The sequence below is a fragment of the Streptococcus mitis subsp. hohhotensis genome (assembly GCF_020089495.2).
In the GTDB taxonomy this organism is placed as follows: Bacteria; Bacillota; Bacilli; order Lactobacillales; family Streptococcaceae; genus Streptococcus; species Streptococcus hohhotensis.
This window is the reverse complement of record NZ_JAIRCA020000031.1, coordinates 1-11,518: the sequence shown is the minus strand read 5'-3', so window position 1 is coordinate 11,518 and position 11,518 is coordinate 1. Positions and strand designations below refer to the sequence as shown.

Annotated in this window: 14 protein-coding genes, 1 tRNA gene and 1 riboswitch; of the genes, 7 read left to right on the top strand and 8 right to left on the bottom strand. The window is 39.3% G+C overall.

The features are described from left to right. Nucleotides 1-94: 94 nt before the first annotated feature. The 5 genes from K4Z77_RS09495 to K4Z77_RS09475 form a co-directional block, all read right to left on the bottom strand. Nucleotides 95-322 carry a DUF4649 family protein gene (locus K4Z77_RS09495; RefSeq protein ID WP_224219166.1) on the bottom strand — a complete coding sequence of 76 codons (228 nt, stop codon included), beginning with the start codon at nucleotides 320-322 and terminating at the stop codon, nucleotides 95-97. A gap of 7 nt (nucleotides 323-329) precedes the next feature. After that, complete coding sequence (locus K4Z77_RS09490; RefSeq protein WP_000863540.1) at nucleotides 330-677, bottom strand: DUF1831 domain-containing protein; 348 nt, start codon at nucleotides 675-677, stop codon at nucleotides 330-332. A gap of 4 nt (nucleotides 678-681) precedes the next feature. Further along, complete coding sequence (locus K4Z77_RS09485; protein ID WP_224219165.1) at nucleotides 682-1,797, bottom strand: cysteine desulfurase family protein; 1,116 nt, start codon at nucleotides 1,795-1,797, stop codon at nucleotides 682-684. Nucleotides 1,798-1,806: 9 nt separating this feature from the next. After that, nucleotides 1,807-2,766 (bottom strand): ribose-phosphate diphosphokinase, encoded by a 960-nt coding sequence (locus tag K4Z77_RS09480; protein WP_001283823.1) that lies wholly within the window; start codon nucleotides 2,764-2,766, stop codon nucleotides 1,807-1,809. A 112-nt stretch (nucleotides 2,767-2,878) separates the two neighbouring features. Beyond that, a complete protein-coding gene (locus K4Z77_RS09475; RefSeq protein WP_224219164.1) occupies nucleotides 2,879-3,448 on the bottom strand; it encodes a CYTH domain-containing protein in 570 nt (189 codons plus the stop codon). 128 nt (nucleotides 3,449-3,576) lie between these two features. Between K4Z77_RS09475 and yjbM the strand changes: the two genes are divergently transcribed. Genes yjbM through pta form a run of 4 tightly spaced genes read left to right on the top strand, consistent with a single transcriptional unit; the run spans nucleotide 3,577 to nucleotide 6,961 of the window. Beyond that, nucleotides 3,577-4,248, top strand: coding sequence for a GTP diphosphokinase (gene yjbM / locus K4Z77_RS09470; RefSeq protein ID WP_224219163.1), 672 nt, complete (start codon nucleotides 3,577-3,579; stop codon nucleotides 4,246-4,248). Next, nucleotides 4,232-5,050 (top strand): NAD kinase, encoded by an 819-nt coding sequence (locus tag K4Z77_RS09465; RefSeq protein WP_224219162.1) that lies wholly within the window; start codon nucleotides 4,232-4,234, stop codon nucleotides 5,048-5,050. The genes yjbM and K4Z77_RS09465 overlap by 17 nt, the downstream gene beginning before the upstream one ends. After that, nucleotides 5,047-5,943 carry an RluA family pseudouridine synthase gene (locus K4Z77_RS09460; RefSeq protein ID WP_070843044.1) on the top strand — a complete coding sequence of 299 codons (897 nt, stop codon included), beginning with the start codon at nucleotides 5,047-5,049 and terminating at the stop codon, nucleotides 5,941-5,943. The genes K4Z77_RS09465 and K4Z77_RS09460 overlap by 4 nt, the downstream gene beginning before the upstream one ends. A gap of 43 nt (nucleotides 5,944-5,986) precedes the next feature. After that, nucleotides 5,987-6,961, top strand: a complete 975-nt coding sequence (pta, locus tag K4Z77_RS09455; RefSeq protein WP_000451580.1) for a phosphate acetyltransferase — start codon at nucleotides 5,987-5,989, stop codon at nucleotides 6,959-6,961. A gap of 140 nt (nucleotides 6,962-7,101) precedes the next feature. Here the strand turns inward: pta and pepT are convergent, their stop codons facing one another. After that, nucleotides 7,102-8,325 (bottom strand): peptidase T, encoded by a 1,224-nt coding sequence (pepT, locus tag K4Z77_RS09450; protein WP_224219161.1) that lies wholly within the window; start codon nucleotides 8,323-8,325, stop codon nucleotides 7,102-7,104. 153 nt (nucleotides 8,326-8,478) lie between these two features. On the opposite strand from pepT, the gene hemH reads away from it, so the two are divergent. Next, a complete protein-coding gene (hemH, locus tag K4Z77_RS09445; RefSeq protein WP_224219160.1) occupies nucleotides 8,479-9,573 on the top strand; it encodes a ferrochelatase in 1,095 nt (364 codons plus the stop codon). Between the two features lie 40 nt (nucleotides 9,574-9,613). Here hemH and mscL read toward each other — a convergent pair whose 3' ends face one another. Both mscL and K4Z77_RS09435 read right to left on the bottom strand, forming a co-directional pair. Continuing rightward, nucleotides 9,614-9,994, bottom strand: coding sequence for a large conductance mechanosensitive channel protein MscL (gene mscL / locus K4Z77_RS09440; RefSeq protein ID WP_224219159.1), 381 nt, complete (start codon nucleotides 9,992-9,994; stop codon nucleotides 9,614-9,616). Nucleotides 9,995-10,077: 83 nt separating this feature from the next. Further along, nucleotides 10,078-10,509, bottom strand: coding sequence for a GtrA family protein (locus tag K4Z77_RS09435; protein WP_224219158.1), 432 nt, complete (start codon nucleotides 10,507-10,509; stop codon nucleotides 10,078-10,080). Between the two features lie 28 nt (nucleotides 10,510-10,537). Further along, nucleotides 10,538-10,634: riboswitch (PreQ1 riboswitch) on the top strand. Here K4Z77_RS09435 and K4Z77_RS09430 point away from each other — a divergent pair. Both K4Z77_RS09430 and K4Z77_RS09425 read left to right on the top strand, forming a co-directional pair. Beyond that, nucleotides 10,632-11,141, top strand: a complete 510-nt coding sequence (locus K4Z77_RS09430; RefSeq protein WP_224219157.1) for a QueT transporter family protein — start codon at nucleotides 10,632-10,634, stop codon at nucleotides 11,139-11,141. Its footprint overlaps the riboswitch before it by 3 nt. 99 nt (nucleotides 11,142-11,240) lie before the next feature. Further along, a tRNA-Thr gene (locus K4Z77_RS09425) sits at nucleotides 11,241-11,313 on the top strand. The last annotated feature ends 205 nt before the right edge of the window (nucleotides 11,314-11,518 follow it).

Genomic DNA, 11,518 nt, shown 5'->3' with positions numbered 1-11,518 from the left:
ATGATTAAAACTAGTGGAACTTACCCTGACACGGATTTCCACTGGTTTTTAGAATTTTTATCAGACTAACTTCCACTTGGATTAGCGGTGGAACTTAGTTTGGGAATTTACCTTGATGTAAAAAATCTGCATGTGATAGAAAACGGTAGAGGTCTCCGACCAGACCCTGATAAACTTTCTGGCCCTTAAAAGTCAGAGAAGTCACATAAAGTGTATCTGGCAGAGTCACACATCCTGACAGAGCCAGCATGAGAGCCTCGTAATCCTCATACTTGAGAGTGCGCTCTACATGATAGCTGTCTTTATAGGTCAGTTCAAACATATAGGACCTATCTTTCCGATTTTGTAAAGACACCACGTTCTACCAAGCTATCCATGAGGAAGTAGAATTTTTCCTGATGAATGTGGTGGTCTTCTGATTTGAAAATATCAACTAGACGAAGGCCAAACTTGTCAGTGATATTGATTTTAGCCCCTGTAAGTTCCTTGTTAATGATGATTTTGAGTTGGAATCCCTCACCGCTGTTCGGAACTTTTTCCAAAAGGCGAGTCAATTCATAGTTACCAACCTTAGTCTCAAAAAAGGTGTTGTCCTTAAGGGTGAATTTTTTAACAGAAGGGCTAAGAGTGTAGTCGTAACGACAATTTTTTAACTGAATGGTTTTTTCAAATGCCATATGGCTAACCTCCGATAATTTCTTTTAAGGTTTTTGCGAGGGTTTGTAGGTCTTCAACAGTATTTCGTGGCGACAAACTGATACGAACGGATTCCTTCAAGCGTTCTGAATTTGCCCCGTACATGGCTTCGAGAACATGACTAGATTGGACAATGCCTGCCGTACAGGCTGAGCCAGTAGAGATTGAAATCCCAGCCAAATCTAGACGAAGGAGTAAGAGGTCATTTTTCTGATCAGGAAATCCAATATTGAGAACATAAGGGAGATGGTGTTCGCCTCTATTCAGGTAATATTGAACTCCCTCTAGCTCTGCAAGAAAGGCAGTTTCTAAATTTTGTACATGTTGAAAATTGTCTTCTTGCTTTTCTAAGTCTTCTTTTAGGGCTGCAACCATGCCTACGATGGCAGGCAGATTTTCAGTTCCTGCACGTTTTTTCTGTTCTTGGTCTCCTCCATGTAGATAGGGATCAAATTCCATGCTAGATGCGTAGAGAAAACCGATTCCCTTAGGGCCATGGAACTTATGGGCAGAGGCAGTGAGAAAATCAATGCCCAATTCTTCTGGATGAATTGGGATTTTACCAATTGCTTGAACTGCATCGACATGATAGGCAGCAGGGTGTTGCTTGAGTATTTGGCCAATTTCAGCAATGGGCAGTAGGTTTCCTGTCTCATTATTGGCAAACATGGTAGAAACCAAGATTGTATCGTCACGTAAAGCCTTTTGAATTTGTTGAGCTGTAATTTCTTGATTTTCGGGTTGGATAATGGTTGCTTCAAATCCGAAGTGTTGAACCAAGTAATCAATGGTTTCAAGAACAGCATGGTGCTCGATTGCTGTTGTGATGATATGTTTCCCTTGCTCTTGGTGACGAAGGCAGTAGCCAATGATGGCTGTATTGTTTCCTTCAGTCCCACCAGAAGTGAAAAAGATATGTTGAGGTTTTGTTCCCAGTAACTGAGCTAGTTCCTGACGGGCTTCTCGCAAGAGTTTGCCAGCTTGTCGTCCATGACTATGAATACTAGAAGGATTTCCGTGGGTTTCTTGCATAACCTTGGTCATCGCTGAAATAGCAACTGCTGACATGGGAGTCGTTGCAGCATTGTCCAAATAAATCAAAGAATCACCTTATTTCTTTTTGTTGTAGGCAAAGAGTGGGCTGACTGGTTTTCTTTCGTGGATACGGACGATGGCATCACCAATTAACTCACTAGCAGTGATGTAGCATACGTTTTTAGGAGTTTTTTCTTTTGTTGCTACTGAATCAGTCACAAGAATTTCTTTAATATTAGTATTGTCAAGAAGTTCAGCAGCACCTTCAACGAAGAGACCGTGGCTAGAAACAGCATAAATTTCTGTTGCCCCTTCACGTTCAACGATTTTTGCAGCTTCAGAGAAGGTACGTCCTGTATTTAAAATGTCATCAATCAAGATGGCTTTCTTACCTTCAACATCACCGATGATATAGCCTTCGTTGCGAGTTGCATCGTCTTGTGGATAATCGATAATAGCGATAGGAGCATCAAGATATTCAGCCAAGCTACGAGCACGTTTGACACCTGAATTTTTAGGGCTAACTACGACAACATCTGACCCAAGTAGACCTTTATCGCAGTAATGTTTTGCAAATAGGGGTACTGTGTAGAGGTTGTCAACAGGAATATCAAAGAAGCCTTGAACCTGAACGGCATGCAAATCAAGCGTAAGGACACGGTCAACACCAGCCTTAACCAGCATATTAGCAACTAGTTTAGCTGTAAGTGGCTCACGTGGTGAAGCAATGCGGTCTTGACGTGCATAGCCAAAATATGGAAGGACAACGTTGATACTGTGGGCACTTGCACGAACACAAGCATCAACCATGATCAACAATTCCATTAGGTGGTTGTTAACAGGGAAACTTGTTGATTGGATGATGTAAACATCATAACCACGGACACTTTCTTCGATATTTACTTGAATTTCTCCGTCTGAAAATTGACGTGATGATAGTTTTCCAAGTGGGACACCAACAGCTTGAGCAATTTTCTGTGCAATCTCTTGGTTAGAGTTGAGTGCGAAAAGTTTCATGTTTTTTCTATCTGACATTATAGACCGTCCTCTGTAAACTTTATAAATCCTAGTTATATTTGCCTTACATATATGAACTGGGATTTGTGTATTTTTATCTTTTCTATTTTACCAAAAATTGGAGATTATTTCAGCTATTTTTCATGCTTTTGACAAATCGAACCAATTTTGAAGGAGCTTTTTGGTAGGAAATCTGATTTTTCTCTAAAAATTGCTGGAAATCCTGTTTGCCTTGCTCATGATTTTTAACTTCAAGCTCTAATTCGTAATCTGTTATATCAAAGTACTGACTCTCATCCAGTGCCATGAGGCCAATAGCTGTTTGCATTTCATAGCGAAGCGTTGTTAGACAACCAAGTACCTGCCAGTTCTTGCTTTGGATACCATGTTTGGCTAATTCATTTAGCACCAGTCCCTGAGGAAGTTCTTGCTTAGCCAGATAGTTTTCAGCATCTTTTAGTTGCAATTTTTGGTTGTACTCCATGTTTCCAACACTCTGTGGGACTTTGAGTGTCAATTCTGCCCAGTCTTCAAAAGTGCGAATGCGCATAGCAACTTTCTTTTCTCGAAGTTCAAAATCAGGAGTGTCGATGTAGTAATTTTTTTGAAGAACAGGAGTGACAACTGTGAACTGGTCTTTTAGACGATTGTATTCATCTTTTTTCAAGAGTGTTTTCAATTCAATTTCTAAATGTTTCATTTTTCTTACCTTTTCTTTATCGTTGAAAGCGGATTTATGGTATAATAAGCATTGTATTTATTGTATATGAATCTGGAGAAAAAATCAAAGATATTTTTGAAGGATAATATGAAAACAAGGGAGAATATATGACCTTAGAATGGGAAGAATTTCTAGATCCTTACATTCAAGCTGTTGGTGAGTTAAAGATTAAACTTCGTGGTATTCGTAAGCAATATCGTAAGCAAAATAAGCATTCTCCGATTGAGTTTGTGACTGGTCGAGTCAAGCCGATTGAGAGCATCAAGGAGAAAATGGCTCGGCGTGGCATTACTTATGCGACCTTGGAACACGATTTGCAGGATATTGCTGGCTTGCGTGTGATGGTTCAGTTTGTAGATGACGTCAAGGAAGTAGTGGAGATTTTGCGTAAACGTCAGGATATGCGAATCATTCAGGAGCGAGATTACATTACTCATCGAAAATCATCAGGCTATCGTTCCTATCACGTGGTAGTAGAATATACGGTTGAAACTATCAATGGAGCCAAGACCATTTTAGCGGAAATTCAAATTCGTACCTTGGCCATGAATTTCTGGGCAACGATAGAACATTCTCTCAACTACAAGTACCAAGGGGATTTCCCAGAGGAGATAAAGAAGCGATTAGAAATCACGGCCAAAATTGCCCATCAGTTGGATGAAGAAATGGGTAAAATTCGAGATGATATCCAAGAAGCCCAGGCACTTTTTGATCCTTTGAGTAGAAAATTAAATGACGGTGTAGGAAACAGTGACGATACAGATGAAGAATACAGGTAAACGAATTGACCTGATAGCCAATAGAAAACCGCAGAGTCAAAGGGTTTTGTATGAATTGCGAGATCGTTTGAAGAGAAATCAGTTTATACTCAATGATACCAATCCGGACATTGTCATTTCTATTGGTGGGGATGGCATGCTCTTGTCGGCCTTTCATAAGTATGAAAACCAACTTGATAAGGTACGCTTTATCGGTGTTCATACGGGACATTTGGGCTTCTATACGGACTACCGTGATTTTGAGTTGGACAAGCTAGTGACTAATTTGCAGCTAGATACCGGAGCAAGAGTCTCTTACCCAGTTCTAAATGTGAAGGTCTTTCTTGAAAATGGTGAAGTTAAGATTTTCAGAGCACTAAATGAAGCCAGTATCCGCAGGTCTGATCGAACCATGGTGGCGGATGTTGTGATTAACGGTGTCCACTTTGAACGTTTTCGTGGAGATGGGTTAACCGTTTCGACACCGACTGGTAGTACGGCCTATAACAAGTCGCTTGGCGGAGCTGTTTTACACCCAACCATTGAAGCTTTACAATTAACGGAAATTGCTAGCCTTAACAATCGTGTCTATCGAACCCTGGGCTCTTCCATTATTGTTCCTAAGAAGGATAAGATTGAACTCATTCCAACGAGAAACGATTACCATACTATTTCGGTTGACAATAGCGTTTATTCTTTCCGTAATATTGAGCGAATTGAGTATCAAATCGACCATCATAAGATTCACTTTGTCGCTTCACCTAGCCATACCAGTTTTTGGAACCGTGTTAAGGATGCTTTCATCGGTGAGGTGAATGAATGAGGTTTGAATTTATCGCAGATGAGCATGTCAAGGTTAAGACTTTTTTGAAAAAGCACGAGGTTTCTAAAGGACTTTTGGCCAAGATTAAGTTTCGAGGTGGGGCTATTCTGGTTAATGATCAACCACAAAATGCGACGTATCTATTGGATATTGGAGACCGCGTTATCATTGATATTCCCGCCGAGGAAGGCTTTGAAACTCTGGAAGCTATTGAGCGCCCTCTGGATATTCTCTATGAGGATGACCATTTTCTAGTCTTGAATAAACCCTATGGAGTGGCTTCTATTCCTAGTGTCAATCACTCCAATACAATCGCTAATTTTATCAAGGGTTACTACGTCAAGCAAGACTATGAAAATCAGCAGGTTCACATTGTAACTAGACTTGATAGGGACACTTCTGGCTTGATGCTCTTTGCCAAGCACGGCTATGCCCATGCACGATTAGACAAGCAGTTGCAGAAAAAGTCCATTGAAAAACGCTACTTTGCCCTCGTTAAAGGAGATGGATATTTGGAGTCAGAGGGGGAAATTATTGCTCCGATTGCGCGTGATGAAGACTCCATTATCACCAGAAGAGTGGCTAAAGGTGGAAAGTATGCCCATACTTCCTACAAGATTGTAGCTTCTTATGGAAATATCCACTTGGTCGACATTCGCCTGCATACTGGTCGAACCCACCAAATCCGAGTCCATTTTTCTCATATTGGTTTTCCTTTGTTGGGAGATGATTTGTATGGTGGTAGCTTGGATGACGGCATTCAACGTCAGGCTCTGCATTGCCATTACCTATCCTTTTATCATCCATTTTTAGAGCAAGACTTGCAGTTAGAAAGTCCCTTGCCGGATGATTTTAGCAACCTTATTACCCAGTTATCAACTAATACTCTATAAAAACCGATTCAGAGTATAATTATTATCTAAAAGGAGAAAACTCATGGAAGTTTTTGAAAGTCTCAAAGCCAACCTGGTTGGTAAAAATGCTCGTATCGTTCTCCCTGAAGGGGAAGAGCCACGTATTCTTCAAGCGACTAAACGCTTGGTAAAAGAAACAGAAGTGATTCCTGTTTTGCTTGGAAATCCTGAAAAAATTAAAATTTATCTTGAAATTGAAGGGATCATGGATGGTTATGAAGTCATTGACCCTCAACATTATCCTCAATTTGAAGAAATGGTTGCTGCCTTGGTAGAGCGTCGCAAGGGCAAAATGTCTGAAGAAGATGCACGCAAGGTTTTGGTTGAAGATGTCAACTATTTTGGTGTTATGTTGGTTTACTTGGGCTTGGTTGATGGAATGGTGTCAGGTGCGATTCACTCAACTGCTTCAACAGTTCGCCCAGCCCTACAAATCATCAAAACTCGTCCAAATGTGACTCGTACTTCAGGTGCCTTCCTCATGGTTCGTGGTACGGAACGTTACCTATTTGGAGACTGTGCTATCAATATCAATCCTGATGCAGAAGCCTTGGCTGAAATTGCCATCAACTCAGCAATCACAGCTAAGATGTTTGGCATCGAGCCTAAAATTGCCATGCTGAGCTATTCTACTAAAGGTTCAGGGTTTGGTGAAAGCGTTGATAAGGTCGTTGAAGCAACTAAAATTGCTCACGACTTGCGACCTGACCTTGAAATCGATGGTGAGTTGCAATTTGATGCAGCCTTTGTTCCTGAAACTGCAGCTTTGAAAGCTCCTGGAAGTACAGTAGCTGGTCAAGCAAATGTCTTTATCTTCCCAGGTATCGAGGCAGGAAATATCGGCTACAAGATGGCAGAACGTCTTGGTGGCTTTGCGGCAGTAGGTCCTGTTTTGCAAGGTTTGAACAAGCCAGTTAACGACCTTTCTCGTGGATGTAATGCAGATGATGTTTACAAGTTAACCCTCATCACAGCAGCTCAAGCAGTTCATCAATAAAGAGAAGTGCTACTAAATAATTCGCATTTATAATCAAAAAACGCACAGTATCAGTACAGAAAAAACTTGATGCTATGCGTTTTATTGTGTGAAGATTTACTTCATTTTCTCTTAAAATTGAGTTTTTGCCCAGTCTATTTTTAGTATTTATAGGCTACGATACCAATGATTGTATCAACTGCACGTTCCATAGTCTGAAGGCTAACGTATTCAAAACGACCGTGCATATTCTCGCCACCAGCAAAGATATTAGGGGTTGGGATTCCCATAAAGGAAATCTTAGAGCCGTCTGTCCCTCCACGGATTGGTTCGATTATAGGAGTAATCCCCAAATCTTCCATAACGGCTTTAGCAATGGTAATTGGAGTCATATCTTTTTCAATGACTTCTTTCATATTATAGTACTGATCTGTTAAGTTTAGGGTGACACGGTCGCTACCAAGTTCTTGATTCATCTTATCAGCGATAGACTGCATTGCTGCTTTACGAGCTTCAAAGGCATTTTTTTCAAAATCACGAATGATGTAGTTTGCACTCGCCTCTTCGACACTACCTGTCACATCCATAAGATGATAGAAACCTTGGTAGCCATCAGTTAACTCAGGTCGGTCATTCTCTGGAAGTTGATTATGAAAATCAATTGCTAGCTGGAGGGCGTTGACCATTTGCCCTTTGGCAGTACCAGGGTGGACATTACGTCCTTGGAAATGCACTTCAGCCCCAGCTGCTGAGAAGGTCTCGTACTGAAGTTCGCCCAGTGGACCACCATCAACAGTGTAGGCAAAATCCACATCAAAATCATCTGCATCAAATTTATTAGCACCAACACCGATTTCCTCATCTGGACCAAAACCAACACGAATCTCACAGTGTTTGATTTCAGGGTGAGCAGTTAGATATTCAATGGCTGTCATAATCTCAGCAATACCAGACTTGTCATCAGCCCCTAGCAAGGTTGTTCCGTCGGTTGTGATGAGCGTTTGTCCTGGATATTTTTCAAGACTCTTGAAGTCGGCTGGATCTAGTTTAAAACCAGAATTTCCAAGTTCAATCACACCACCATCGTAGTTTTCAATTACCTGGGGATTAACTCCTTCGGCATTAAAGTCAGCAGTATCCATGTGGGAGATAAAGCCAATCTTACGCGTTAAAGATGGATCATTGGCTGGTAAGGTCCCAATTGCAAAACCATTTGGCAGATAATAAACATTTTGCAGTCCAACACGTTTCATTTCAGGGATAAGAACATTGGTTGCGAAGTCAACCTGACTCTGAGTACTTGGAGTAGTAGTAGAGTGTTCATCAGAGCGCGTGTTGACCTTAACGTAGGTTAAGAATCGGTCCAAGAGATTTGGATAAGTCATAAAAAACTCCTTTTGAATTCATTTTTTCCATTGTATCATAGAAAGAAGAGAAAAACAAAAGACAGAAGATTGAGAATGTCCCTATGTTAGCGTTTACTTATTGATGAATTAATGATAAAATAAACTTGATAAAAACATCACAAGGAAGAAGTTATGAAAAAAGCAATTTTAATGATGACATTCGGTTCGCCAGAAGAGATTACCTTTGAAGGTGTAGCTGATTTTTTCACAAATATTCGTCGTGGGGTGAGACCTCAAGACCACGAGATTCAAACACTCTATGATAATTATGTACTTATTGGAGGTACGCCTCTGCAAAGAATTACCCGTGAAGAGGTTGCCTTAGTAGAAGCTAGGCTAGAAAATGAATATAGTGTCTATTTTGCCAATAAATTTTCCAGTCCCTTTATTCCAGATGTGATTAGTCAGATGGAAGCAGACGGAATCGAGCAATGTATTTGTTTGATTTTGGAGCCTCATTATTCTTTTTACTCTGTCATGGGTTATGAGAAATTTTTAGAAAGCAAACAAATTCAATTTTTGGTCATTAAGGACTGGTATCAAGAAGAAGCGCTCTTAAACTATTGGGCAGATGAAATTGCTAAGATTTTAAAAGAAGAAGTAAAGCAGGATAGCTTTAAAGTCATCTTTTCAGCCCACAGTGTGCCCATTTTTGCCTTGGATTTTGGTGACCCATATATTGACCAAATTTTCGAAAATAGCAAGCTAATCGCTGAAAAACTAGGTTTGAGTTCAGAGCAATATACTAACACTTGGCAGAGTGAAAGTGATATCGGGATTCCATGGATTAAGCCAGATGTTTTGGAGTATCTCAGAGAACAGAAAGAACATCCAGACCATTATATTTTTGTTCCTATCAGCTTCATTAGTGAGCATATTGAAGTCTTATTTGATAATGATGTGGAATGTTATGACTTGTGTCAGGAATTTGGGGTAAACTACCATCGTCCACCAATGCCAAATACAGATTCTCATTTGATTGATGCCTTGGTTAATACAGTCAGAGCTAATGAGGACAAAGAGTTTAAGGAATTTCTCCCAGAAGAAGAAACCTTTGATGAGTTAGTTCCTTCAGATGAGACTAAAAACATTTTGGCTGAATCTCAAGATTTACAAATGCCAGAATTTGTGAAAAAATTGATTGAGAAAAAAGGTCGTGAAAATGTTAAGATGCCTTATTTGATCAAGAAAATGCTTGAGAAAGCAGGTAAGTTACCAAAAGAGTAAAGAAAAAGGATTTAGCTTTGCGCTAGATCCTTTTAATCGATTATTTTTTCTCAAGAAGGGCTTTGATTTCTTGAAGTACTTCCAACTCAGTTGGACCAGTTGGAGCTTCCTCAGCAGCTTCTTCTTTCTTAGTAAGGTTTTGAGCTTTTTCCATTGCTTTAATCACAAAGAATAGCACAGTACCAACTACAAGGAAGTTGATAATAGCACTCAAGAATTTACCATAAGTAACACCATTCCATGCAAGCTCAGCGATATTTTGTACTTTCGCAGCTTCCAAGGCTGGGTTCAATAGGAGTGGAGTTATGATATCATTAACGAATGAAGTTACGATAGCACCAAAAGCAGAGGCAATAATCACACCGACAGCAAGGTCAACAACATTACCACGAAGCAAAAATGCTTTAAGATCTTTTAACATTTTCATAATTTCCTTTCAAAAAAAAGTTTATAATTTATTATATATTAATTAAGAAAAGCTTGCAAGATATATGCTCAGAAATTTTATTTTTTAAAAATAAAAACCTTACTAAAAATATAATTAAGAATAATTATCAATATTTGAGCAAGTATTGTTTCGATTGCATTGATTTTGTCAAGATTACCGTTTACGAACTGACCAATAATATTAGGAAACTGGGTTACAAATAGAAAAGTAAGGAGCAAGTCTAACAGAAAAGTAGAAAGGCGGGCAAGAGAAAATTTCACTAAACGTCTTGGCCAATTCTGCCTAGCTTGCTTAAATACAATCCTATCATTTGTGATAAAGGCAAAGAGGATACCAATAATATTTGCCAAGGTCGTAGCAAGAAGTTCCTGATGACTTAGTTGATAAATGACTAGTCGTGAGAGAATCGAAACTAGAGTTGTTGCAAGGCCAAAGAAGAGATAGGATAAAATTTCATTGTTAAAAAATTTTTGAATAGGAATTTTCATGGTTTAAGTATAGCATAAAGCAGGCTATTGTGCTATACTAGTAAGGTTGGATAAAGCAACCCTTGGTGCTTAGCTTCTTTCACCAAGCATATTACAAGCGGGCAACCGCTAAAGGAGAAAAGATGAAAAAATTAACTATTCGTGATGTTGCAGACATTGCAATCGTTGCTGCTATCTATGTCGTTTTAACTGTCACACCGCCTCTAAATGCCATCAGCTATGGTGCTTATCAGTTCCGTATTTCAGAAATGATGAACTTTATGGCTTTTTACAATCCTAAGTACATCATCGGAGTTACCATCGGTTGTATGATTGCTAATTTCTTTAGCTTCGGACTGCTAGATGTCTTTGTTGGTGGTGGATCAACCCTAGTATTCCTCAGTCTAGGTGTTTGGCTTTTTGCAAAATACAGCAAAGATTACCTCTTTAATGGATTAATTCGAAAAGATCATTTCTTTTTTTCAATCCTCTTTTCAATTTCCATGTTTACTATCGCTGCAGAGTTAAATATTGTAGCAGAATTACCATTTTTCCTTACTTGGTTTACAACAGGAGTTGGTGAATTTGCCTCATTGATTATTGGAGCGATTATTATTGGTAAAATTGGTCGTCGAATTGATTTAAGAAAATAGAAGAAGATAAGCTAGGTAGCTCTTACCTGGCTTTTTCTTTAGGAAAATTTCTTAGGAAACTTGACAAGATTTTCTAACTGTAGTATACTTTTTAAGTAAGCTGATTTAGCTCAGTTGGCAGAGCGCATCCATGGTAAGGATGAGGTCGCCGGTTCAATCCCGGCAATTAGCATTAAATATACAGAAAAACCCTTGATTTACGAGCCTACTGAAAAAGTCATCAAATTGATGGCTTTTTTGTTATACTAGAGATGAGGTGAAATAATGCTTGATAATCAGTTAACTATGGATGTCAGTCCTTATTCTAGTTTGTATGATATCGTGGTTCCTAAAACCCACTTTTTACGTCAGCTAACTGAACTCTGTGATTTTAGCTT

What these genes read in the sequence shown, in the direction of transcription:
- K4Z77_RS09495 (WP_224219166.1), bottom strand. Translation starts at nt 322, where the DNA reads ATGTTTGAACTGACCTATAAAGACAGCTATCATGTAGAGCGCACTCTC.
- K4Z77_RS09490 (WP_000863540.1), bottom strand. Translation starts at nt 677, where the DNA reads ATGGCATTTGAAAAAACCATTCAGTTAAAAAATTGTCGTTACGACTAC.
- K4Z77_RS09480 (WP_001283823.1), bottom strand. Translation starts at nt 2,766, where the DNA reads ATGTCAGATAGAAAAAACATGAAACTTTTCGCACTCAACTCTAACCAA.
- K4Z77_RS09475 (WP_224219164.1), bottom strand. Translation starts at nt 3,448, where the DNA reads ATGAAACATTTAGAAATTGAATTGAAAACACTCTTGAAAAAAGATGAA.
- yjbM (WP_224219163.1), top strand. Translation starts at nt 3,577, where the DNA reads ATGACCTTAGAATGGGAAGAATTTCTAGATCCTTACATTCAAGCTGTT.
- K4Z77_RS09465 (WP_224219162.1), top strand. Translation starts at nt 4,232, where the DNA reads ATGAAGAATACAGGTAAACGAATTGACCTGATAGCCAATAGAAAACCG.
- K4Z77_RS09460 (WP_070843044.1), top strand. Translation starts at nt 5,047, where the DNA reads ATGAGGTTTGAATTTATCGCAGATGAGCATGTCAAGGTTAAGACTTTT.
- pta (WP_000451580.1), top strand. Translation starts at nt 5,987, where the DNA reads ATGGAAGTTTTTGAAAGTCTCAAAGCCAACCTGGTTGGTAAAAATGCT.
- pepT (WP_224219161.1), bottom strand. Translation starts at nt 8,325, where the DNA reads ATGACTTATCCAAATCTCTTGGACCGATTCTTAACCTACGTTAAGGTC.
- hemH (WP_224219160.1), top strand. Translation starts at nt 8,479, where the DNA reads ATGAAAAAAGCAATTTTAATGATGACATTCGGTTCGCCAGAAGAGATT.
- mscL (WP_224219159.1), bottom strand. Translation starts at nt 9,994, where the DNA reads ATGTTAAAAGATCTTAAAGCATTTTTGCTTCGTGGTAATGTTGTTGAC.
- K4Z77_RS09435 (WP_224219158.1), bottom strand. Translation starts at nt 10,509, where the DNA reads ATGAAAATTCCTATTCAAAAATTTTTTAACAATGAAATTTTATCCTAT.
- K4Z77_RS09430 (WP_224219157.1), top strand. Translation starts at nt 10,632, where the DNA reads ATGAAAAAATTAACTATTCGTGATGTTGCAGACATTGCAATCGTTGCT.